Raw genomic sequence first — 21162 nt, 5'->3', positions numbered from 1 at the left:
CAGCCTGGTACAGTTGCGTGTCTGCCAAAAGGATGAAAAAAGCCACCGTAAGGTGGCCTTGGTCCGGGTTCATATGGCAACGGGTACCGGCAAACAGGGAGGATTTGAAGCCATGTCTGACCATAATCGCTATGCTGTCAGAATCGTTCCGTACAGCTCTGACTGGTCCCTAGAATTTGATAAAGAGAAAAAGCTGCTGATGGAAATAATGGCTCCGCATATCGCTGTCATGGAACATATCGGCAGCACTTCCATCCCCCAGCAAGAAGCCAAACCCATCATTGATATATTTGCTGCCGTTCATCCATTTCTTGTGTACACGGTTTATGCGGAGCTGCTAGACCATTCAGGCTATCGCTATGTGGAAACGGGTATGATCGGCCGACATTTATTTGCAAAAGAACTCGCAGGAACGCGGACGCATCATTTGCATATCTTGCCGTTGGAGGGACTGTACGAAAGAAATGAATTGCTGTTCCGCGACTACCTCCGCGCCCACCCTGATTTGGTCAAACAATATGGCGAGCTCAAACGCATGCTGGCTGAACAACACGGTTCAGACCCGGAGAGCTACACACGCGCAAAAACTTCCTTTATCCAACGCGTTGTGGATTGGGCGCGAACAGAACGCGGACTCCCTCTTGAAAAAGTCTGGGATTAGCAATAGGCGGCAGAGCCAGCGCTCAGCGCTTATCCAGTAAAGCTGTCCCGCCAGCGCAGCAAGCGTTTCTCCAGATAACGCACGACTGAATCTGTCAGCTTCCCTACTACAGCAAATATAATAATGCCGACGAACACAATAGCTGTTTGGGAAAATTGCCGTGCATCCATAATCAGGTACCCGACGCCTTCGCTTGATCCCATCAGCTCTGCCACGACCAGTCCCAACCACGCAATTCCCAGCGATAAGCGCAAGCCCAGCAATATATTAGGCATGGCCGAAGGCAGCACCAGTCTGGTGATTTGCTTCCAGCGATTGAATTCCAATACTCTTGCCACGTCAAACAGCTTGGCGTCCGCATTCCGTATACCCAAAAAAGTATTCACATATAAAGGGAAGAATGCTCCTTTTGCGATAAGCAGAATTTTGGATAGTTCGCCAAAGCCGAACCAAAGGATAAATAAGGGCGTTATGGCCAAATGCGGGATCATGCGCAGCATTTGCAACGTTGGATCGACGGTTTGTTCCGCTCGCCGAAACAACCCGCTTATCATGCCAAGGAGCAATCCCAGCCCTCCACCCAGCGCAAAGCCCAGGGCAGCCCGATATACGCTGATTTGCAAATGGCTAAACAGCTCGCCGCTTGCCGTCAAATCAACAAATGCCATAAATATGGCTGAAGGAGCAGGCAGCATAATAGGAGATATCCATTCAAGCGTGCCTGCGAGTTGCCAGCTTGCCAGAATGCTTGCAGGCAAAATCAATCCTTGTACGGCTGCACGAAGCTTCTCCTGCCTATGTTTCCCGGGTGCTTCGGATTTGACCTTTGTCTTGCCGCTGATGGTGGCGGCTCCACCTGTTGGCATTGCATCTGTTCTGCTCATCGTGCTCCCCCTCTAATCAGTGCGAAGTGTTCTCCTCATATGCCCGAGCTGTCTACGAGCTCCAATTCGTCCACCTTCTCAAACTCATTGAGTACCATATGACGATATTGCTGGAAGGAGGTATTGGATTTCTTGCGCGGATAAGGCAAATCTACTGTGATCACTTTCTTAATCGTTCCGGGACGGGGATTCATGATCACCACACGGTTAGCCAGAAATATCGCTTCATCAATATCGTGCGTGACGAGAATCATGGTCGTTCGGTTCCGCTGCCAAATGTCCAGCAGCACCTCTTGAAGATGGCTTCTCGTGAAGGCATCAAGCGCGCCGAACGGTTCATCCAGCAGCAGCACCTTGGGGTTGCGAAGCAACGCTCTGGCAATGGCTACACGCTGCGACATGCCCCCGGACAGCTCCCGCGGATAGGCTTGCTCAAATCCTTTCAGCCGCACGATTTCGATGAATTCATCTACCTTGGCACGAATGTCCCGACGTTTCAAGGATAAATCTGCGGCGATGTTCTTCTCGACAGTCAACCATGGAAACAACCGATGCTCCTGAAAAATAAATCCTTTCTCAATGCTCGGCTTTACGATTTTCTCCCCATCCAAAAGGACGTTGCCTTCGTATTGCGCGTCCAGGCCGGCTATGATCTTCAGCAGCGTACTCTTGCCGCAGCCGCTTGGACCGATCACAGTTACGAACTCGCCGCGCCTGATGGTCAATTGTATATCCTGCAATGCATGAACGCGCCCGTTAGGCGTAACAAATGTCTTGTCTAACTTTTCAACGGCAAGTATTGGATCACTCATGCTTGGCCTCCTCCCTTCACTCGTAACATCTCTGCAGCGATTGCCCGACATTGCCGCTTGAACAAAAAAAGCTCCTCCCCTTGCCTTGGCAAGGGACGAGAGCCTCCAGTTGACTGGTCGATGTCAGGTTTTATATGGCCGAATGGACGGAATCGGAATTCAAGTTCCTCTCCCACTCTCTTCTTACAGACAGCCAACGCAGTTCCTCGGTCAATTGGCGAATGGAGTCGTCCAGACGCGCCAGCAATTCTTCAGATAATGCAAACCCGCCTTGCTCCTCGCGAGTAACCCAACTATCTACAGCATACACGCCTGCAAGCTGATTTCTCGCCCCGAGCACGGACACGATCGGTTTGAGCGAATACTCCACTGCCAGCAAATGCGCAATCGATCCCCCGATAAATAAAGGCAGGATAAGCTTCTGATGCAAGCTCTGCTGTGGGAGCAAATCGAGATAAGCTTTCAGCACCCCCGAGAATGAAGCCTTATACACTGGACTTGCAAGGATAACCGCATCCGCCTGCTCGATTTGCGCATTCGCCTCCAGGATTGACGGGCTGTCAAATTTGGCATGAATCAAATCCTCCGCCGGCAAGTCAGAAACATGAATCCATGCTACGCGGTAACCTGATTCCTGAAGCTTTCCGGCCGCATGCTCCGTCAATCCGTTCAGCCTCGAATGCTTGACGGGATTACCCGATACAATGACGATTTTGGCCATTTCACAACACTCCTTTATGGTTTCGATTTGGGGAAAGTGGAAAAAACCGGAGATACATCCCCCCTTCTGGGCAAGCATCTCCGGTTATCCGGTCGAATTCAACTAATTCCGATTTGTTTAGTTGGAATTATCGTTATCCTATCATCGCCTTAGCATGCTGTCAACACCCTTCTCAGAAAATATTCCCACAATACCTACTTGATTAATCGGATTTATGGTGCTAAGATAGTTTACAAATTCCATACAGCCGATTGGTTCACCAAAGGCCTCCTGTTCACGGAAGCATCCTTCCGTCAGGGGGCTTTTTTTATTCACTATTTTGAAGGAGGCTAATGTACATGGCAAAAAAAGAGATGCATCTTGGCGCTTTTCTGCTTCACACGGGCCATCATGTATCGGCATGGCGGCACCCCGACAGTCAGCCTGAGCGAGTGATGGAGGCCGACTATTACCGGCAACTGGCCCAAATTGCCGAAAGAGGCAAGTTCGACATGCTGTTTCTCGCTGACACGTTGTTCGCCAATTATGCCAATCCGCATTATTTCAAGCATGCCGTTACAACCAGACCTGAACCGATCACCCTGCTCTCCTATCTCGCAGGGGTAACCGAGCACATCGGGCTGGCCGCTACCGTATCGACAACTTACCAGGAGCCGTACAACTTGGCGAGAGAATTTGCGATGCTGGACCATCTCAGCCACGGGCGAGCGGCTTGGAATATCGTCACCTCCAGCCGTGATGAAGAAGCCGCCAATTTCGGCAGTTCCCCGCATATGGAACACTCTCTCCGCTACGAGCGCGCCAGGGAATTTGCGGAAGTTGCCGCTAAGCTTTGGGATTCCTGGGAGGACGACGCAACCATAGCGGATCGCCGGGCAGGGATATTCGCAGATCCGGCCCGCGTGCATACGATCCATCATCGCGGCGAGCATTTCGGCGTAAGAGGGCCGCTGAATCTGACCCGTTCCCCTCAAGGAAGGCCCGTATTTATTCAAGCCGGCGCATCGGATAGCGGCCGCCGCTTTGCAGCTGAATATGCGGAGGTCATCTTTGTTGCCTGGCAAACCTTCGATGAAGCCAAACATTACTATAACAGCTTAAAGCAGCTGCTTCCCGAATATGGACGATCGCCGGAGGCGGTCAAAGTGCTGCCGGGCATCTTGCCTATAATAGGTTCCACCGAGCAGGAAGCCAGGGACAAGGAGGCCCTCCTCCAAGAGCTTGTCCTGCCTGAATTGGGACTATCCATGCTGTCCTCCGCACTGGGCGGCGCTGACCTGAGCGATGCCAAATGGGATGGGCCGCTGCCTTCATTGCCGGATGCCAGTCGGATCAACGGAGGGAAAAGCCGGTTCCAGCTCATTTCCGATCTGGCGAGGCGTGAGCAGCTAACCGTCCGCGAGTTGATCTACCGGGTGACCGGAGCCCGGGGGCACCGGACTATAGCAGGCACTCCGGAACAAATCGCCGATCATTTGACAGACTGGTTTATCCGCGGCGCATGCGACGGCTTCAACATTATGCCGCCCGTTCTGCCCGGCGGCTTGGAGGAATTCGTCGATCAGGTCGTCCCGATCCTTCAGAATCGCGGACTGTTCCGAACAGCTTATACCTCTTCGACATTGCGCGGACATCTCGGACTTGCACGCCCGGACAGCCAATTCGCTGCCTCGACTGTTTAATCGCCTATTCTACCCTATTAAGGAGGCCTTCCTATGTCAGAAAAATCCATCCGCCAGCTTCATCTGGGAGCTTTCATATTCGGTGTCGGCCATCATATCGCGGCTTGGCGGCATCCGAAAACCGACACAGCCGGATTGTTCACATTGGATTTCTACAAACAATTCGCCCAAACTGCGGAACGAGGCAAAATGGATATGGTTTTCATCGAAGATGTCCCTTCCTTGCCCGAGGCGCTGGAAGTTGCCGTTCAACGTACGGTTCCTGTTCGAGCGGAGCCCTTGACGCTGCTGTCTGCGCTAGCATCCGTCACCGAGCGCATTGGCTTAACCGGCACGGTTTCGACTACCTACAGCGAGCCGTTTCATGTAGCGCGGAAATTCGCCTCGCTGGATCATCTCAGCAACGGCAGGGCAGCCTGGAACGTCGTGACTACGGGCCTTGGCGAAGCAAGCGGCAATTTCGGGAAGGATCAGCATCTCGCCCATGCTGTGCGCTATGAGCGAGCGAGAGAGTTCGTCGACGTTGTAACCGGCTTGTGGGACAGTTGGGAGCCGGATGCGGTCATTGCCGATAAGGCGTCTGGCTTGTATGCCGATTCCGCCAAAGTTCATCCTCTCGAGCATGAAGGACGTTTCTTTTCAGTCCGCGGTCCGTTGAACGTTCCCCGTTCGCCGCAAGGCCGCCCTGTCATCGTGCAGGCGGGTTCATCCGAGGCCGGACAGGAATTCGCCGCACAAACCGCAGAGGCCGTGTTCACTGCTTGGCAAACGCTTGAAGAAGCGCAAGCCTTTTACAAGAGCTTGAAGGGGAGAATGACCAAGTACGGCCGATCCCCCGATTCTCTGAAAATTATGCCGGGCGTCCTTCCTTTCATCGGTTCAACCGAAAGCGAAGCGAAGCTGCTGGAACAGCAATTTCAGGAATTGGTTGCCCCAGAGGTCGGCATCGGCATGGTCTCGCGCATGCTTCGCGTTGACTTGGCCGATTACCCCTTAGACGGGCCGGTGCCGGACTTGCCGGATGCCGATTATCATATCAACGATGGCAAGAGCCGCTATCAGCTGCTCGTCGATATGGCCCGCAGAGAAAAGCTGACCATTCGCCAACTAATCTCGCGCGTTACCGGCGCGCGCGGTCATCAGACGATAGCCGGTTCGCCGGAACAGATCGCCGCACACTTGGAGCATTATTTCAACAATCAGGCATGCGACGGCTTCAACATAATGCCGCCTTATTTGCCCGGCGGGTTGGAGCTGTTTGTCGATCATGTGATCCCGTTGCTGCAGCGGCGCGGCTTGTTTCGCAAGGAGTATGCAGGCACAACACTCCGCGATCATCTCGGATTATCCGTTCCGACGATACCGGAGCGGCGCGATTCTCACCAGGCAGCGCCTGTAAGCAGCTTGGATTGATCTGTTCACTGCAGATGCAAGCGATCCCTTGTGTCGATACGTATGCCATTCATACATGCTGAGGAGGAATGAACACTATGACGATGACGAATCAACGCAAAAGATGGACCCACTTGCTAAGCGCGCTAGTATTGGCCGGTGCGCTTACCGCTTGCGGCTCCGGGGCCGGAACTTCAACAGGGATCAAGCAAGGGACGGCGAGCGGCGATGATGCTCAAGCCAAAACGGTTATACATGTGGGGGTTCAAGGGAAGACCGGCATATTGCCCTACGCGCGGCAGACAGGGATGATCGCTGAGCAGCTGGAGGAACAAAATATTGAGATCAGATGGCACGAATTCGCCAGCGGTCCCCCGCACTTCGAAGCTTTGGCGGCAGGAAGACTCGACTTCGGCTCCGTTGGAGGAACGCCGGTCATAGCCGGTCAGGTTGGCAATGTCGATTTCAAGGCGGTTGCCGTAGTGAGCGATGGCAAGAAAGGGAATGCGATCGTAATTCCGCCGAACAGCTCCATTCAACAATTAGCGGATCTGAAAGGGAAGAAAATCGGCGTCGCCAAAGGAAGCAGCGCATACAACTTCCTGTACATGGCCATCGATCAAGCCGGATTGACGGATAATGACATCGATATTATTCAGCTCCAGCCAGACGAAGCCCGGCCCGCACTGGATTCAGGCGCTATCGATGCGTGGTCGATATGGGAACCGTATGCGACAACAGCCGTATTCCAGTCTGGCGCCAGCATCTTGGCGTCCGGGGAGGACCTTGGCATCGATGCGCCGAGCTTCCTCATTGCCAGAACCGACTTTATTAACGAACAGCCCGAGGCAACGGTAGCGTTCTTGAAGGCATATGAACAAACACGGCTCTACTTCCTGGAACATCTGTACGAGGTTGCCGAGGAAATCGCGGATGCAGAAAAGCTGGAATTGGAAATTGTCACAACCGTACTGGAGAACAGCGATCCGATTCTTGCTCCGATCACTCCGGAATTTGCCGCATCTCATCAAGCCCAGGCGGATTTCTTGTTCAGAACCGGCGGAATTGGCAAGCAGTTGCATACCGCCGACGTATTGGAGAGCAAGTATGTCGAGCAGGCGCTGAAGGAATTGGAAGCCGAATAAGATGAACTAGAAAATGGGTGCGCGCTTCGCAAGGAAGTCGCGCACCCATTTCGCGCATTTCGCAATTGCTATCATCATGCTTACTTACCAGCTCCAAACCGTTCTCAAGCTATCTGCTCTGTTCGTTGATGCTCCGTCTAGTCGGCAATGATTGGCCCGCTGATGCTTGGGGGGAACGAAACTTCTCTGTGCGGTCAACCTGGACAACCTTGCCGTCATGAATGGTTATTTGTATGGAGCCAAACTTCATCTCTTCGAATTGCGACAGCAGCCATTTCCAATCCCAACCCTCTCCGCCGCTCTTAGAGGCTCGCATGAGAACCGCTCCCTTCCGTTGCCTTCTGACTGTCATGCCCGTACCTCTGTTGAAACAATGCGAGCTTCTCCGTCAGCGTACCTCTTCCGAACGTAAGTTGACCAGCAGCCGAATACCCCGCCCTATTCTTGCAATCTTCCAAAAAACGAACCATTTGCGTCCTGCGCAAAATTACATCTTGTTCTCCATGGCTGAACAACCATTCATCAATCGTGTTGTATACTCCCTTGTTCAAGCCGAATTGATCATGGCAATATTGCGCCAATACGATGTCCGGGTAGTGGACAACCTGTAGACGATTCACATTCATTTCCCCTTCCAGCCTGCCTATACAGGAAAAAGGCTTCTCTCTTGCAAGAAAGAAGCCTCCATCCATATGGTCGGCTTAAATGTCATAGCTTTCCTGTTTCTCAGCGGCGAACGGATCCTGCCTGCCCATTACGCGATCCAGGATCAGCTTCTCATAGTGAATAAATCCGCTGTCTCTCACCCTCGGTCTTGCCAACTGCACATCGATGTCCAAAGCGATGCGTCCCTGTTCAAGCAAGATGACCCGATCCGCCAACGCCACCGCCTCGCTCACATCATGAGTGACCAAGACGGCTGTAAATTTCTGCTTCGTCCAGATCGCTTCAATCAACTGTTGCATCTCAATACGCGTAAGCGCGTCAAGCGCGCCAAGCGGTTCATCCAGCAGCAGAAGCCGCGGCTGGCCGATCAGAGCGCGCGCCAGCGCGACCCTCTGGCGTTGCCCGCCCGACAGATTAGCCGGCCATTCGTCTGCCTTGTCCCTTAATCCAACTTGCTCCAGAACATCAGCCGCAAGCGTCCTATCGTTGGATCTGCTTCCCAGCCTCACATTATCCGCGACTTTATTCCATGGAAGCAGTCTGGCATCCTGAAACATCAGTCGCGTCTCTGCTTGTAAGCCCGATACGGGATGGCCGTTGCTGCGTATCGTGCCGGAACTTGGCTGTTCCAATCCGGACAGCAATCGGAGAAGCGTGCTCTTGCCGCAGCCGCTTTTCCCGACGATGGCTACAAATTGCCCCGCTGGAATAGTCAGACGCAGCTCCTTCAGTACAGGCAAAGCTTGAAATGATTTGCTCACGCCTTCTATTTCTAACGCAGTACCAGTCGACAATGGTCGCTTCCCCCCCCCTCTACTTGCTTGTGTGATATCCCGGATGCCAACGCAGCCATCTCTGCTCCAGCAGCTTCGCCAGCATATCCGACAGCTTCCCCAGCAAGGCGTAAAGCAGGATGCTTAAGATCACTACATCCATTCGCATAAATTCTCTTGCGTCCATCGCCATATAGCCGATGCCGGAGTCTGCGGATATCGTTTCCGCCACGATCAGGGTCATCCACATAATGCCCAGCGCAAATCGAATGCCGACCAGAATATTGGTCAAGGCGCCTGGCAAAATGACGTTGCGAAACAAAGCGAATCCGTTCAGTCCGTATACCCTTGCCATCTCGATCAGTCCTTTATCCACCATGCGAATGCCGTGGAAGGTGTTCAAATATATAGGGAACAGGACGCCAAGCGCAACGAGAAATATCTTGGCTTCCTCCCCGATGCCAAACCATAGAATGACCAGCGGGATCAGGGCAAGATGCGGAATATTGCGGATCATCTGCACCGAAGTGTCCGTTGCTTTCTCGATAAGCGGAAAAAGTCCATTCACGAGCCCAAGCACAAATCCTGCGCTTGCGCCAATCAGAAAACCCAGAAAAGCGCGTGAAGAGCTGACTGCTATATAATGGAACAGATCACCCTCTGCAGACAGCCGAACCAAGGCAGCCAACACCGCGTATGGAGTCGAAACGGTTCGTGCATCGATCCAACCCAGGCTGCCCGCCGCTTGCCAGATTGTCAGGAACAGCAGCGGAAGCAGCCAAGGAATGAAGGCGTGCGCCCAGTTCTTCCTCCTATTTCCCATCTAGACTGTCACTCCCTGCAGTTTCAGCATGAGCGGCTGTATTGTTCCGATTTGCCAGCTCGCCGAACGGACTGACATAAGCAGCTTTCCCGCCAGACTTCCCGGTTGAAACGCGCAGCAAGGGGAACAAGAGCTCCGCCACGCGGTAGCATTCCTCCAGATGCGGATAGCCTGACAAAATAAAGCTGTCAATCCCCGCTTGTTTGTATTCTTCGATCCGTTCGGCAATCTGCTGCGGATTGCCTACAAGCGCCGTTCCGGCTCCTCCCCGCACTAGTCCGACCCCCGCCCAAAGGTTGGGAGATACAGTCAAGCCATCGCGCTTCCCGTGGTGAAGACTTGCCATGCGCCGTTGGCCTTCGGAATCAAAGCGCGCGAATATGTTCTGGGCTGCCCGGATGCTCTCCTCGTCTACGTAGCGAATCAAGTCTTCCGCCGCCTGCCACGCCGCCTGCTCCGTTTCCCTTGCAATGATGTGCAACCGGATGCCAAACCTTACAGATCGCCCTTGTTCGCGGGCAAGCTTTCTAACCTGCTCCACCTTGGCCTTCACTTGCTCCGGTGGTTCCCCCCAGGTCAAATACACATCTGCATGCTTGCCGGCCACTCGCTGACCGGCCTTCGACGATCCTCCGAAGTAGAGCGGCGGATAGGGCTTCTGAACGGGCGTGTACGCCAATTGCCCTCCCTTAATTCGAATATAATCTCCGGCGTAATCGACCTTCTCGCCACGCATGAACAGCCGCCATGCATCCAAAAATTCATCTGTGAGCGAGTAACGGGAATCATGATCCAGGAACAAGCCGTCTCCCGCCAACTCTACCGGGTCACCTCCGGCAACCACATTGATGAGTAGCCGGCCTTCCGATATACGGTCGAAGGTGAGGGCCATTCTCGCCGCTACGGCAGGCGACATTAGCCCTGGCCGCACGGCTACCAGAAATTTAAGCTTCTGTGTTGCCGATATCAAGGAGGACGCGGCAATCCAGGCATCCTCACAGGATCTGCCTGTAGGGATCAACACCCCTTGATAACCAAGTTCATCCGCTGCCTGTGCGATTTGCCTCATATAGGCGAAGTCGGCTGGTCTTGCCGCATGCTCGGTCCCTAAGTATCTGCCGTCCCCATGTGTGGGAATAAACCAGAATATTTCCATAAGCATCTCATCCTTTCGTCATGTCTCGCGCAATAGGTTTATTCGGACAATACGGCATCCTTCAAGTCGATCTTCTCCGGAATGAGCTGCAAGTCGTAGAAGGTGTCCGCAATCGCTTGTTGTTCGGCAATCACCTGATCGTTGACGAGCTGGACGCCATATCCGCGTCTGCCAGACGCCAACGCCACGGGCGCTGCATCCATACCGATCTCGCGGGCAAGCACCTCGACCAATTCCTCCTGATGCTCGGCAGCCCATTGATCCGCCTTATCCAGTTCCTTCAGCAAGATGTTAACAGCTTCCGGGTGTTGCTCGGCAAATGATCGGGAAGCGAGGTAAAACTCATAATTTTTCACGGACCCTTCGCCGTCCGCCAAGATTCGGGCATCTATTGCATCCTCCACCGCGGCAAGATACGGGTCCCAGATAACCCATGCGTCCACATCGCCTTTTTCGAAAGCGATTCGGGCATCGGCTGGCGGCAAATAGGCCGTTTCAATATCTTCATATTGCAAGCCGGCCTCTTCCAGTTTTTTGACCAGCAAATAATGCACATTGGAGCCCTTGTTCAAGGCTACCTTCTTCCCTTTCAGCGCGGCGACCGTCTCGATGTCCGACTCTTTGCGCACAACAATCGCTTCGCCGGCAGGACTTGGCGGCTCATGAGCCAAATAAACGAGCGGAGCGCCGGCAGCCTGGGCGAAAATCGGAGGCGTTTCCCCCGTATGGGCAATGTCGATGCTGCCGACATTCAACGCTTCCAGCATTTGCGTCCGCCCGGAAATTCAATCCATGTCACCCGATAGCCGCTGCCTTTCAATTGTTCCTCCAGCGTTTCCTGCGACTTCAGAATCAGCATCGTCCCATACTTCTGGTATCCGATGCGAATAACCTTGCCGGACGCATCGGCCGCAATTCCGGTTGATGCCGCTTCATTGTTCGCGCATCCTGCAAGAAGCGCAATCACTATGAACAGCGTTAAGATAGGTACACCTGGGGGGATTTGCTTGTTCACATTCATCTAGCAACAGACTCCTTCTTTTGATATAAAAAAAGAGACCTCTCATCTAAATGCAGTGAGAAGTCTCCAGTGGTCCGGTCGACTTTTTATCTTTATTCCAATTCACTTATTGCTTTACTGAGAATTAGGGGATGCAAACATTAATTTCCTTTCACAACTTGATCCCAAATGCCGCCATCGCCATAAATATCCTCGCGCACTTGACTCCAGCCGCCCAAATAATCAATGTCGAACAAGCCGTCAGGCGTAATGTATTGTTCGGCATATTGTGCGTGAACATCCGGGTCCACGGCACGGAAGCCTCTCTTCGCAAATTCCTCCTGCGCTTCCTTCGTCCACAAGAAGTCAACGAATGCGTGCGCAACCTCCGTCACGCCGTGCTTCTCGGCATTCTGATCGATGACCGCAACAGGATTCACAATTTTGATCGTATAATTCGGAACGATAATGTCGTAGATTTCTTCCTCCATATTGCGGAGCAGCAATTCATTCTCATACGTGATCACGACATCGCCGATGCCTTTTTCGAACGTCGTCATCGATGCCCGGCCGCTCTTATCCAACGCCTTCACATTTCGATAGACTTGGGACAGCAGCTCCTTGGCTTCAGCTGGATTCGCAGCCCCGGCTTCCTCGGAAATTTTCAATCCGGCTCCATATATCGCATTGACGTCCCATTGCGCGCCGCCTGACGTTTTCGGATTCGGGATCAGCACCTCAATGCCTTCCTTCGTCAGATCTGTCCAGTCATGAAGCTGTTTCGGATTTCCTGCGCGTACGCCCAAAGCGACTACAGAGCTTGTGATCATACCGCCGTGCGGCTTGCTTCGCCAATCACTCGTAATCAAGCCGGCTTCCTCAATCTTATCTACATCGCCTTCCAACGACAGCAGAGCAATATCGGCTTCGAAGCCCTGCACAATGGCGCGGGCTTGCGCGCCGGACGCCTCATAGGACTCCTTGAACACCACTTGCTGTCCAGTCTTTTCCTTCCATTCGGCCTGGAATAGCGGAATAATCGCTTGCACCGCTTCCTTCGGAACCGTATAGGCGCCAATCGTCAAAGTTACCGTCTCCGAGCCATCGTTCGGACTTGTTCCGGAGCCTGCATTCGCCCCCGCATTCGTCTCTGCATTCCCGCCAGAGCTTGCATGTTGTGCGTTCGAGCATCCTCCCAGCACCGCGACAATGAGCAAACTGATGATGGCTATCCAAGCCATACGCTTTCTGTTCTTCATGCCAACCCACTCCTTCATAGAAACTTTTATATATAAACAGGCATCGGATCATTCAACAAGCGATTGTCCAATACCGTATTTTCCTCAGGCGCAAACACCAGCAGCCGATGGATGAGCACATTCACCTTGTCGCCTACCTGAAACACCTGCTGCCCGATATCCTGATAAGCCATCAATCTAGCGCCTTCGACCTCTACCTCCAAATACCAAGCGGTTCCGCGGAAATGAACGTGGCGCACCTCGCCCTGAATACCGGCGGACCGGACTGCTTCTGTATCCGCGCGACGCACTTCGATTGCTTCGGGACGAATGTACACGGACGTTCCCCGCTTCCATCGGCCTTGCTCGGCGTAATGCTGCAATTCGGGAAACGGCTTCCATGCCGGCGCCTCCGGCAAAGAATTGGATTCTCCGATAAAGCGGGCGACAAATGCGGACTGGGGCTTGCTGTATACTTCGTAAGGCGTCCCCTGCTGCTCCAGAAGACCTTGTTGAATGACGAGGATTTCATCGGCAACCTCTATCGCTTCATCCTGATCATGCGTGACGAAGATGCTTGTGATCCCGATTTCATTGATCAGCTCCCGCAGCCAGCTGCGCAGCTCCTTGCGAATCTTGGCGTCAATGGCGGCAAAGGGCTCATCAAGCAGAAGCAGCTCCGGCTGTGGAGCCAATGCTCTCGCAAATGCAACACGCTGCTTCTGCCCGCCGGATAACTGGTGAGGATACTTCTTCTCCGTCCCGCTCAGCCCTACTAGCTTGAGCAAATACGTGACGCGCTCATCAATTTCTTCCCTGCTCTTCTTCTGCACCTTCAGACCATAAGCGACATTGTCGTAAACGCTCATATGCTTGAACAAGGCATAATGCTGAAAGACAAAACCGATTTTCCTCTTCTGGACGGGAACATGATTCGCCAATTGTCCGCCCAAATAAATATCGCCCGAAGAGGGATTCTCCAAGCCCGCAATCATGCGAAGAATGGACGTCTTGCCTCCCCCGCTCGGTCCAAGAAAGCCAACTAGCTTTCCCTTCTGTATGTCAAAGCTGACCCCCCGAATGGCGTGAAAACTGCCAAAATGCTTATGCAGCCCTCTAACCTGAATGTCCATGAATCAACACTTCCCTTCTATGCTTCAGCCATTCCAGGAACAATAAAATCATGACTGAGATGAGGCCTAGCACCAGAGCAATGGCATTGGCGCCAACCAAATTGAAATTGTCTGCATCCTGATACACCAACGTAGTGGCTGTCTGGGTTTCATTCATAATATTTCCCGATACGACAAGCACTGCGCCAAACTCGCCCAACGATCTGGCAATTGTCAACACCGCACCGTAAACTACCGCCCATTTTATTGCCGGAAACGTGATGCGCCAAAAGGTGCGAGTCGAAGATGCGCCCAACATAGCGGATGCTTCCTCAGCCTCGGTGCCGATTTCCTGCAGCACGGGGACAATCTCCCGAACGACGAACGGAAATGTGACGAATAGCGTTGCCATGACCATCCCGGGAAGCGCGAACACAATCTTGTAGCCAAGACTATCGAAAAAAGCGCCCAGTATCGTTTCCGGGCCAAACAGCAAAATAATCATCAAACCGCCTATAACGGGAGAAACGGCAAAGGGCAGATCAACAATGGCGTTCATAACAGGCTTCAGCCATCTTGCCAGCCACCTTCCTCTGACGAGCTCCAAAGCCAGGAAGACTCCCACTACGACGTTCAAGACTGTGGAAATGACTACGATGATGAATGAAATTTTGAATGCATGCTTCGCCTCGGGCCGCGTGATCGCCTCGTAAAAACCGCTCCATCCTTCGGAGAAGGCGGCAAACATCACATAGCCGAGCGGCAATAAAATAAGAACGGCAAAGATCGACCAAGTCGCTCCGATCGTAAGTTTTCTCATGCGTATCGCTCCTTCCTTCTCTGGATGAAATGCGCCCACCATAAAATCAGGAAGGAAAGCGTTAGGAGCACGATGGATATGACAGAAGCTCCTACCGGATTAAAGGTTTCAATTTCTGCAAAAATGTACACGGAGGCTACCAATGTCCGCTCCGGCAAATTTCCGGAAATGAGCGCTATGACGCCGAATTCCGCCAAGGCCCGTGACAACGCCAGCATGCTCCCCGAGAGAATGCCCGGAAGTATGGCCGGAAACACGACTTTGTGGAACGTCATCCAGCGTCCGGCTCCCAGAATGGAGCTGGCTTCTTCCTCTGCCTGATCCAATTGCTCCAGCAGCGGTTGAATCGCGCGGACGACAAACGGAAATGTTACGAAAGTCATGCCGATCACAATCGCATAGTGATTATAAAGCAGCTCAATGCCGACATCCGCCAGCGCCGAACCGAGCACGCTGTTCGGACTAAACATCGTTAAGAGAATGACGCCAGAGACAGCCGTCGGCAAAGCAAACGGGAGATCTACCAGACTGTTCAGTATTCTTTTTCCCGGAAATGTGTAACGGACTAACGTATACGCAACAAGGGTCCCCACAACGGCTTGGATTAAGGCGGTAACGGCACTAAGCTTGATCGTCAACCATACCGCCTTCACCGCAACCCCGTCTTGAACATCTTCCAGGAATGCGCCCCAACCTTCAGAGAAGCCTTTCATGTAGACCGCGCTAATAGGCAGAACGATCAGAACGAGCAAATAACCGATCAAGATCGTTCTCATTAACACCTTGACTAATGACAATGACATGGGTACCCCTCTTTCATTTGCTGTCCATCCGAAGCTTTTCCGTACGTTCAATTTGAACGATTCTTCCTTCATGAATGACGATATGAATGGAACCGTATTGAATGTCCGACAAGCTCTGCTGAATATAGTGGATGATTTCTTTTTCTTTCTCTGAAGATTTTTCCATGTTCACCCCTCCAACACAAACTTTTCACACCTGAATACTTGGTTTAATGGCCTGCTAAATCATCCACCCGTTCCATTCTTCTTTTTTCCTTTCCATTCCCTCCAGCCAATCTGCGGTTTTGTCAATGGCTTGCATGGCATGTTCGCCGGTTGAATAAGTATGATCCGCTTGAAAAATAATTTCCTTCTCGCATTCCCAGCCGTTTCTCATCCAGAACAGCTTCTGGTAAAGAAATGCGTAGTCTGTCGGGATCACCTCATCGCTTGTTCCGTGAATAAGCAGAACATCTCCCTGGAATTGATTGGCGATCTTGAATGGCTGATGCTCGCTCAAGGAAGCAAAAAATCGTCCCTGGAACGAATAGCCAAGATAGTCGGCTTCACCTTCCTTCACAGCATGATCGTAAGTCTCTATTCCTGTTATTTGAACAATATCCCGGAACGGATGGCCGACAGCTGACCATAACGCCAGCTTGCTGACCCTTCTGTCTTGCACGGCGGTGAACAAGGCAATGGCTCCGCCCAAACTATGTCCAAGCAAGGTAATGCGTCTAATGTCCACGCAATCCATATCACAAACATAGTCCAGGACATGCCGGGTTTGGCTGACAAAGTCCTCGAACCGCGAAGAGCCGTACTCCCCTTCGCTTTCCCCGCATCCGGAGTAATCGAACCTTGCAACCAAATATCCCCGACTGGCAAGCGCTCTGGCCGTTTTGACAAACAATCTATTCACTCCTATGCGGCTGCCGACGAACCCGTGACAGATGACTACAGCCGGATACCGCAAACAGGACTCGCTGTCCTTGGCACGTGTCGGATAGTGAAGCGTAGCGGCTAATGGATGCATTTCGCTTTGAATCGTCACCTGTTTTTCCATCGATCATCTGTCCTTCCTTCATAAATGGTACAAAAAGAGACACTACGCCCATAAAGCTTGTGCTGGACTTGTAGTGTCTCCGGTGGTCCGGTCGACATATCCCATAATTCCGACTGGATTACTTAGTTATAAGATTATGTTTTAGATCTTATCACCTGTGCTTATAAACTGTCAATTGCCTTTTTGAAATTTTTTTCGACCCAGGCATTGGCCATTTTACTGTCTTCCCCCAAGTCGAATTGTCGGCATGAGCACGCTGGTGTCCAGGCACTTGCCGCCAGGCAGATGCGTAGGATGAAGAAAATCTTGGAATTTGCACCATGAAAGGAGAATGAAGATGTACAGCCCGTATATATATCCTTATCCGTATGTTTATCCAAGACCTTACTATTGGCATCCCTACCACGCTTACCCATATTGGAACCCCTATTTCCCTTATGGGTACCGGGGCGCTGAGGAGAATGAGAATGTGAACTTCGCCCCTCCTTCACACCGTGAGCATGAGCTCAAGGATTACGGTCCCCATCCGCTCGTGATCAATATCGAGGAAGCAACGATGAAGAACCAGACATTCCGTACAGCCTTATGGACAGGGAAGCATCTCCAAGTGACCTTGATGAGCATCAATCCCGGAGAAGACATTGGATTGGAAATTCACCCCAAGACCGATCAATTTCTGCGTATAGAGTCGGGCCGGGGGCTAGTGCAAATGGGGAGAGAAAAGGTACGGCTTGATTTCCAACAACCTATTTCCGATAACGACGCGATTATGGTTCCTTCGGGAACCTGGCACAATGTAACGAACACCGGACATACGCCGTTGAAGCTTTATTCCATCTATGCGCCTCCCCAGCATCCCCGTGGAACTGTTCATGAGACGAAAGCGATCGCCATGGCCGCGGAAGGGGGTGCATAGCCGACTAGCCCTTGTATCAAAAAAAGAAAATAGCCCCATCGACAGGGCTCTTTCCCATGCAGATGGGGCAAATTCCTATTGCTTGGAGGTAAGAATGCGCACCAGTTCCTCGTCCACTACTTGGCCTGAAGCGTCTACCAGTCCGAAGCTCATTTCTTTATAGGACCAAACCGCGCTGCCGATGTTCATCTGCTTGAACAGATCGGTTACATCTTTGTGCCAACGGTTGCGGCTATCAGCAGGCGTTCGGTTAATGACACCGTATTCACCGCAATACAGCGGCTTGCCTGTTTGTGCAATAAAGTCTGCGGCCGGCTGCAAATATTTCTCCATCAGCGACTTGTCCATATATTCCGGAATGTATTCCTTCATGTGATTGTCCCGAATATCGGGATTGCTGTCTATAAATTCTTGAATGCCCACGGCCTCTCCCGGGTACTCCACTGTCTGGTTGTAAGCATGCAATACAGGAACCCATGGCGCTTTCTGATGGGTGAACAAAATCGGCTTGTACATATGGAAAGTATAAATAATCCGATCATCATTCGGGACAAGTTCGATTTCCTTCAGCTCGTCAATAGAGTTATAGTAGTTTCCGCCATAAATAATGGCACGGCCATGATCGGCTCCCCGGATTGCTGCGATTGCTCGGTGAGCGAGACGATTCCATCTGGTGCTGTCCTGATCTACGACTTCATTGAGCAGCTCGAACTGCAGGTATTCCCCTTCCGATCTATAGCGGTTGGCGAACATCTGCCAGATTTGACAAAACCGTTCCTGCATGCGAACATCGGTAAACAGGTTATTCTTGTCCAGTGTCCCAAAGCTGTAGCCCGGCGCTTTATGCAGATCCAGTACCACGCCAAGTCCGTACTTGGTTGCCCAATCCAGGCACTTGTCGATATAGGACAAACCTTCCTCGTTCCATCCCTCTGCACCTTCTGCGCCGTCATGCATAATTACGGGATAATCGACCGGCAAGCGGATATGGTCCATTCCCCATTTGGCAATCTGCGCGACATCTTGTTCCGTAATGAACGTGTCGAAATGCTCCATGCTGTATGCCCGGTATTGCGAAATCCAACCGCCCAAATTCACGCCTGATTTGAAGTCATGCTGTCCCATCTTTCATCCTCCCTTATACTTGCTACTGTTTGAGCCGGTATCTAGTCCAATATTCTCTTGCCCCCTTCATTTTTCCTGCTGCTTTTTTGATCATAAAAAGAAATTCACGGTATGTGTGCCCGAGGCTGGAACTGTTCGGTCAAATCGATGCAGAAACATGGCACCGGGATCAAGAACTATTGAAACTTGCCGTAGTCCTTGATCTCGGCTTGCACATTGCAGCGTATTTCCATCTGGGCATAGGCCTCGCGCCAGTCCAATTCGGACCACTCCTTGAAGCTCATATGATTCCGGATATCCTTCCCGATGCCCAGGCTGTCCACTTGATGCTTCTGCATCATTTCCACCATTTTCTGTGCTTCCTGCTGAAGATAGTCCGAGATTTTTCGTTCCAGCTTTTCCTGATCCGGCACTTCGCTCGGTTTCAAATCGCCAATATACTCCAGAACGGACGCTCTGGCAGTGACGTGTATTTCCACTGAAAACGGAGGCTTCGGATTCAACACTTTAACTTTGCGCTTGCTGCTTAGCGAACTGAAGAAGACAAACTCACGGCCTTCCGATCCATCGTCTAATTGAATACTGATTTCCCCTTGCTTGAATCCCCCTCGCAATAAAGCAAAGATCATAGTCTGCTGAGTCGCAATCTTCGTCACATATCGATCGTCTTGAAACAAGCCGATGCCGGATATGTCCACATGATCCCCATGATCCTTCATAACAGGGGCGACCGGATCGATGCCGTCATCGAAATAATCCCGGACAAAATGGTACAGGTTGGTGTCAGGTACGGTCTGGTATTTCGCTTCTTTATCCAGCATTTGGGCAATATAGACGCCTGTGATCGGGTGATCGGGATATTCTTTCGCGAGCAAGTCATGCGCAGACCCATCTACAAGCGTTATCTTGACGCGCTGGCCAATCGACGGGTCGCGGATCAACGTATCGATATGCTCCCAGATCCCGGCTCGGGCCAACTCCGATCCATACAAGATGTTCCGCAGCTGACCGCTGACCAAAGTGCGGTTGGTCATTTTGGACAACTGGATTCGGGCTTCCTTGCTCGTTCTTCCAGTGGCGGTGAGAACCTCGCGTTTGTCTTCGGCATCCGGATCAGCCTTCGGGATAGAAATTGTAATTTTCAGTTTTTCATCCTCGCTTGCTCCCTCTTCCTGACTGATCAGATCATAGCTGGTCGTATGCGTGAACCCCAGTTCCTCCAAAATGCGCTGGTCGCTCGTGCTGCACCCGGCAAGCACAATTATCCCCAACAGCCAGCTGATGCGCTTACGCAGCATAATTCTCCCCCTTTCTCCATCGGCGAATAAGAAGCAAGCCAATGAGCAGAACCGGAATGATAAATACAAGCACCAATTCCGCATAGGCAAGCCATCGCAGCCACATTTCAACCTCTCTGATCAAGCTGGGAAAGTACGAAAAGCAGAAGCTTCCGAAAACTACAAACACGCTCAGCCATTTTCTCTGAATGCGCGGGGCAAGATGATTTAAGATCTCTTCAGCCATCCAAAAGTACATGACCGACGATATGAGAATGAGCAGCAGAAAGAACGTGAACAGGAAGTTTTCCATTCGTTCGATAAAGGGCAACTCAATATAAGCAAGCAGATCAAGCACCGGGTATCTCGTTTCCACTAACTGCCCAAAGCTGAAAAAGCCGTAAGCGACTATGGCGACGCTCAAATATACGACCGTAGTAAGCAGATTTCCGATATAGACAGCCTTGAACAAGGAGCGGACACGTTCGGCATAGGGGGCGAGAAACATGCAGATCTCGAAACCAAGAAATGCCGTAAAGATTTCAACTCCCCCATGAACGTAGGACGTGTCCCCGCGGAACAAGAACGGTGTGAGCCTGGCCCATTCGAACTCTCCAAGGTAAAAAAGCAGGAGCGCCATCATCCAAATGGTCAGAAAAAAGAAGACCGTGGCTGCCTTCGATATGTTGTATATGCCTTTCAGGAGCAGCAGCAAGGCCAAAATATCGAAGACGCCCTTAAAAATCATGGGATTCGTCGTAGGAAAGGCGATCATTTGAAAGATCAGGATAAACTCCTTGCCTACCATACAGCCTGTGAAAGCAAGCAAGCTGACAAGAACCAGATAAACGGGAATCAGGAGCGGCTTCCAAACGAGCGACTCGGCGATATGGAGAATGGAAGTCTCTTTCCCAAGCCGAAAGACAAGGCTGATAAGGAAAATGCTCAACGTAGCCGCAGCGGAGAAGATGACAATCGACAGCCACCCGTTTCTCCCGTAATTTTCGGCCGTCAGCCGCGGCAGAACAAACACCATGACTCCCGACTGTACCATATATGTCAGAATGGCAATATGCAGAGGGTGCAGCTTTTCACGAACCATAGCGTTCTC

The 21162-nt window shown here is 51.9% G+C and carries 24 protein-coding genes; 5 read left to right on the top strand and 19 right to left on the bottom strand.

All coding sequences use genetic code 11. The features are described 5' to 3' along the window. Window positions 1-112 precede the first annotated feature (112 nt). A complete protein-coding gene (locus XYCOK13_RS11755) occupies window positions 113-661 on the top strand; it encodes a GrpB family protein (RefSeq protein WP_213412349.1) in 549 nt (182 codons plus the stop codon). Window positions 662-690: 29 nt separating this feature from the next. Here the strand turns inward: XYCOK13_RS11755 and XYCOK13_RS11750 are convergent, their stop codons facing one another. The 3 genes from XYCOK13_RS11750 to ssuE all read right to left on the bottom strand — a co-directional run bounded on the left by XYCOK13_RS11750 (window position 691) and on the right by ssuE (window position 3078). Next, window positions 691-1545 carry an ABC transporter permease gene (locus tag XYCOK13_RS11750; protein WP_213412348.1) on the bottom strand — a complete coding sequence of 285 codons (855 nt, stop codon included), beginning with the start codon at window positions 1543-1545 and terminating at the stop codon, window positions 691-693. Window positions 1546-1580: 35 nt separating this feature from the next. After that, window positions 1581-2357, bottom strand: coding sequence for an ABC transporter ATP-binding protein (locus tag XYCOK13_RS11745; protein ID WP_213412347.1), 777 nt, complete (start codon window positions 2355-2357; stop codon window positions 1581-1583). A 130-nt stretch (window positions 2358-2487) separates the two neighbouring features. Further along, window positions 2488-3078: an NADPH-dependent FMN reductase gene (gene ssuE / locus XYCOK13_RS11740; RefSeq protein ID WP_213412346.1), complete on the bottom strand. Its 591-nt coding sequence runs from the start codon at window positions 3076-3078 to the stop codon at window positions 2488-2490. Between the two features lie 332 nt (window positions 3079-3410). Between ssuE and XYCOK13_RS11735 the strand changes: the two genes are divergently transcribed. From XYCOK13_RS11735 to XYCOK13_RS11725, 3 genes are all read left to right on the top strand, one after another. Continuing rightward, window positions 3411-4760 carry an LLM class flavin-dependent oxidoreductase gene (locus XYCOK13_RS11735; RefSeq protein WP_213412345.1) on the top strand — a complete coding sequence of 450 codons (1350 nt, stop codon included), beginning with the start codon at window positions 3411-3413 and terminating at the stop codon, window positions 4758-4760. 33 nt (window positions 4761-4793) lie between these two features. Continuing rightward, a complete protein-coding gene (locus tag XYCOK13_RS11730; RefSeq protein ID WP_213412344.1) occupies window positions 4794-6173 on the top strand; it encodes an LLM class flavin-dependent oxidoreductase in 1380 nt (459 codons plus the stop codon). Window positions 6174-6250: 77 nt separating this feature from the next. Beyond that, window positions 6251-7297 (top strand): aliphatic sulfonate ABC transporter substrate-binding protein, encoded by a 1047-nt coding sequence (locus XYCOK13_RS11725; RefSeq protein WP_213412343.1) that lies wholly within the window; start codon window positions 6251-6253, stop codon window positions 7295-7297. Between the two features lie 109 nt (window positions 7298-7406). On the opposite strand, the gene XYCOK13_RS11720 is transcribed toward XYCOK13_RS11725, so the two are convergent. From XYCOK13_RS11720 to XYCOK13_RS11665, 13 genes are all read right to left on the bottom strand, one after another. Beyond that, the gene (locus tag XYCOK13_RS11720) at window positions 7407-7613 is read right to left on the bottom strand and encodes a YezD family protein (RefSeq protein ID WP_213412342.1); all 207 of its coding nucleotides are present in this window, start codon (window positions 7611-7613) and stop codon (window positions 7407-7409) included. After that, window positions 7600-7917, bottom strand: a complete 318-nt coding sequence (locus tag XYCOK13_RS11715) for a hypothetical protein (protein ID WP_213412341.1) — start codon at window positions 7915-7917, stop codon at window positions 7600-7602. The genes XYCOK13_RS11720 and XYCOK13_RS11715 overlap by 14 nt, the downstream gene beginning before the upstream one ends. A gap of 81 nt (window positions 7918-7998) precedes the next feature. Then, window positions 7999-8757: an ATP-binding cassette domain-containing protein gene (locus XYCOK13_RS11710; RefSeq protein WP_213412340.1), complete on the bottom strand. Its 759-nt coding sequence runs from the start codon at window positions 8755-8757 to the stop codon at window positions 7999-8001. Window positions 8758-8776: 19 nt separating this feature from the next. Next, window positions 8777-9559 carry an aliphatic sulfonate ABC transporter permease SsuC gene (ssuC, locus tag XYCOK13_RS11705; RefSeq protein ID WP_213412339.1) on the bottom strand — a complete coding sequence of 261 codons (783 nt, stop codon included), beginning with the start codon at window positions 9557-9559 and terminating at the stop codon, window positions 8777-8779. Further along, window positions 9549-10715, bottom strand: coding sequence for an FMNH2-dependent alkanesulfonate monooxygenase (ssuD, locus tag XYCOK13_RS11700; protein WP_213412338.1), 1167 nt, complete (start codon window positions 10713-10715; stop codon window positions 9549-9551). The genes ssuC and ssuD overlap by 11 nt, the downstream gene beginning before the upstream one ends. A 38-nt stretch (window positions 10716-10753) precedes the next feature. Beyond that, entirely contained in the window at window positions 10754-11482 is a 729-nt protein-coding gene (locus XYCOK13_RS11695; protein WP_308443024.1) for an aliphatic sulfonate ABC transporter substrate-binding protein, read from the bottom strand. Further along, window positions 11467-11736: a hypothetical protein gene (locus XYCOK13_RS22240; protein WP_308443023.1), complete on the bottom strand. Its 270-nt coding sequence runs from the start codon at window positions 11734-11736 to the stop codon at window positions 11467-11469. The genes XYCOK13_RS11695 and XYCOK13_RS22240 overlap by 16 nt, the downstream gene beginning before the upstream one ends. Window positions 11737-11876: 140 nt before the next feature. Beyond that, the gene (locus tag XYCOK13_RS11690) at window positions 11877-12974 is read right to left on the bottom strand and encodes a sulfate ABC transporter substrate-binding protein (protein WP_213412337.1); all 1098 of its coding nucleotides are present in this window, start codon (window positions 12972-12974) and stop codon (window positions 11877-11879) included. A gap of 26 nt (window positions 12975-13000) precedes the next feature. After that, window positions 13001-14086 (bottom strand): sulfate/molybdate ABC transporter ATP-binding protein, encoded by a 1086-nt coding sequence (locus XYCOK13_RS11685; RefSeq protein WP_213412336.1) that lies wholly within the window; start codon window positions 14084-14086, stop codon window positions 13001-13003. After that, window positions 14070-14885: a sulfate ABC transporter permease gene (locus XYCOK13_RS11680; protein WP_213412335.1), complete on the bottom strand. Its 816-nt coding sequence runs from the start codon at window positions 14883-14885 to the stop codon at window positions 14070-14072. Before XYCOK13_RS11680 ends, XYCOK13_RS11685 begins: the two co-directional genes overlap by 17 nt. Then, window positions 14882-15688, bottom strand: coding sequence for a sulfate ABC transporter permease subunit CysT (gene cysT / locus XYCOK13_RS11675; protein ID WP_213412334.1), 807 nt, complete (start codon window positions 15686-15688; stop codon window positions 14882-14884). The genes XYCOK13_RS11680 and cysT overlap by 4 nt, the downstream gene beginning before the upstream one ends. Window positions 15689-15701: 13 nt before the next feature. Beyond that, a complete protein-coding gene (locus XYCOK13_RS11670) occupies window positions 15702-15854 on the bottom strand; it encodes a YezD family protein (RefSeq protein WP_213412333.1) in 153 nt (50 codons plus the stop codon). A gap of 54 nt (window positions 15855-15908) precedes the next feature. Continuing rightward, window positions 15909-16733 (bottom strand): alpha/beta hydrolase family protein, encoded by an 825-nt coding sequence (locus tag XYCOK13_RS11665; RefSeq protein WP_213412332.1) that lies wholly within the window; start codon window positions 16731-16733, stop codon window positions 15909-15911. A gap of 337 nt (window positions 16734-17070) precedes the next feature. Here XYCOK13_RS11665 and XYCOK13_RS11660 point away from each other — a divergent pair, with 337 nt between their 5' ends. Beyond that, window positions 17071-17649 (top strand): cupin domain-containing protein, encoded by a 579-nt coding sequence (locus XYCOK13_RS11660; RefSeq protein WP_213412331.1) that lies wholly within the window; start codon window positions 17071-17073, stop codon window positions 17647-17649. 75 nt (window positions 17650-17724) lie between these two features. Here the strand turns inward: XYCOK13_RS11660 and XYCOK13_RS11655 are convergent, their stop codons facing one another. The 3 genes from XYCOK13_RS11655 to XYCOK13_RS11645 all read right to left on the bottom strand — a co-directional run bounded on the left by XYCOK13_RS11655 (window position 17725) and on the right by XYCOK13_RS11645 (window position 21153). After that, complete coding sequence (locus XYCOK13_RS11655; protein ID WP_213412330.1) at window positions 17725-18774, bottom strand: glycoside hydrolase family 5 protein; 1050 nt, start codon at window positions 18772-18774, stop codon at window positions 17725-17727. 176 nt (window positions 18775-18950) lie between these two features. Next, window positions 18951-20072: a Ger(x)C family spore germination protein gene (locus tag XYCOK13_RS11650; protein ID WP_213412329.1), complete on the bottom strand. Its 1122-nt coding sequence runs from the start codon at window positions 20070-20072 to the stop codon at window positions 18951-18953. Next, entirely contained in the window at window positions 20062-21153 is a 1092-nt protein-coding gene (locus tag XYCOK13_RS11645; protein WP_213412328.1) for a GerAB/ArcD/ProY family transporter, read from the bottom strand. Before XYCOK13_RS11645 ends, XYCOK13_RS11650 begins: the two co-directional genes overlap by 11 nt. Between the last annotated feature and the right edge of the window lie 9 nt (window positions 21154-21162).

Origin of the sequence: Xylanibacillus composti, from assembly GCF_018403685.1 — a bacterium.
GTDB classification, from domain to species: Bacteria; Bacillota; Bacilli; order Paenibacillales; family K13; genus Xylanibacillus; species Xylanibacillus composti.
This window is presented reverse-complemented; position numbering and strand designations above follow the sequence as displayed.

What these genes read in the sequence shown, in the direction of transcription:
- XYCOK13_RS11755 (WP_213412349.1), top strand. Translation starts at nt 113, where the DNA reads ATGTCTGACCATAATCGCTATGCTGTCAGAATCGTTCCGTACAGCTCT.
- XYCOK13_RS11750 (WP_213412348.1), bottom strand. Translation starts at nt 1,545, where the DNA reads ATGAGCAGAACAGATGCAATGCCAACAGGTGGAGCCGCCACCATCAGC.
- XYCOK13_RS11745 (WP_213412347.1), bottom strand. Translation starts at nt 2,357, where the DNA reads ATGAGTGATCCAATACTTGCCGTTGAAAAGTTAGACAAGACATTTGTT.
- ssuE (WP_213412346.1), bottom strand. Translation starts at nt 3,078, where the DNA reads ATGGCCAAAATCGTCATTGTATCGGGTAATCCCGTCAAGCATTCGAGG.
- XYCOK13_RS11735 (WP_213412345.1), top strand. Translation starts at nt 3,411, where the DNA reads ATGTACATGGCAAAAAAAGAGATGCATCTTGGCGCTTTTCTGCTTCAC.
- XYCOK13_RS11730 (WP_213412344.1), top strand. Translation starts at nt 4,794, where the DNA reads ATGTCAGAAAAATCCATCCGCCAGCTTCATCTGGGAGCTTTCATATTC.
- XYCOK13_RS11725 (WP_213412343.1), top strand. Translation starts at nt 6,251, where the DNA reads ATGACGATGACGAATCAACGCAAAAGATGGACCCACTTGCTAAGCGCG.
- XYCOK13_RS11720 (WP_213412342.1), bottom strand. Translation starts at nt 7,613, where the DNA reads ATGCGAGCCTCTAAGAGCGGCGGAGAGGGTTGGGATTGGAAATGGCTG.
- ssuC (WP_213412339.1), bottom strand. Translation starts at nt 9,559, where the DNA reads ATGGGAAATAGGAGGAAGAACTGGGCGCACGCCTTCATTCCTTGGCTG.
- ssuD (WP_213412338.1), bottom strand. Translation starts at nt 10,715, where the DNA reads ATGGAAATATTCTGGTTTATTCCCACACATGGGGACGGCAGATACTTA.
- XYCOK13_RS11695 (WP_308443024.1), bottom strand. Translation starts at nt 11,482, where the DNA reads ATGCTGGAAGCGTTGAATGTCGGCAGCATCGACATTGCCCATACGGGG.
- XYCOK13_RS22240 (WP_308443023.1), bottom strand. Translation starts at nt 11,736, where the DNA reads ATGAATGTGAACAAGCAAATCCCCCCAGGTGTACCTATCTTAACGCTG.
- XYCOK13_RS11690 (WP_213412337.1), bottom strand. Translation starts at nt 12,974, where the DNA reads ATGAAGAACAGAAAGCGTATGGCTTGGATAGCCATCATCAGTTTGCTC.
- XYCOK13_RS11685 (WP_213412336.1), bottom strand. Translation starts at nt 14,086, where the DNA reads ATGGACATTCAGGTTAGAGGGCTGCATAAGCATTTTGGCAGTTTTCAC.
- XYCOK13_RS11680 (WP_213412335.1), bottom strand. Translation starts at nt 14,885, where the DNA reads ATGAGAAAACTTACGATCGGAGCGACTTGGTCGATCTTTGCCGTTCTT.
- cysT (WP_213412334.1), bottom strand. Translation starts at nt 15,688, where the DNA reads ATGTCATTGTCATTAGTCAAGGTGTTAATGAGAACGATCTTGATCGGT.
- XYCOK13_RS11670 (WP_213412333.1), bottom strand. Translation starts at nt 15,854, where the DNA reads ATGGAAAAATCTTCAGAGAAAGAAAAAGAAATCATCCACTATATTCAG.
- XYCOK13_RS11665 (WP_213412332.1), bottom strand. Translation starts at nt 16,733, where the DNA reads ATGGAAAAACAGGTGACGATTCAAAGCGAAATGCATCCATTAGCCGCT.
- XYCOK13_RS11660 (WP_213412331.1), top strand. Translation starts at nt 17,071, where the DNA reads ATGTACAGCCCGTATATATATCCTTATCCGTATGTTTATCCAAGACCT.
- XYCOK13_RS11655 (WP_213412330.1), bottom strand. Translation starts at nt 18,774, where the DNA reads ATGGGACAGCATGACTTCAAATCAGGCGTGAATTTGGGCGGTTGGATT.
- XYCOK13_RS11650 (WP_213412329.1), bottom strand. Translation starts at nt 20,072, where the DNA reads ATGCTGCGTAAGCGCATCAGCTGGCTGTTGGGGATAATTGTGCTTGCC.
- XYCOK13_RS11645 (WP_213412328.1), bottom strand. Translation starts at nt 21,153, where the DNA reads ATGGTTCGTGAAAAGCTGCACCCTCTGCATATTGCCATTCTGACATAT.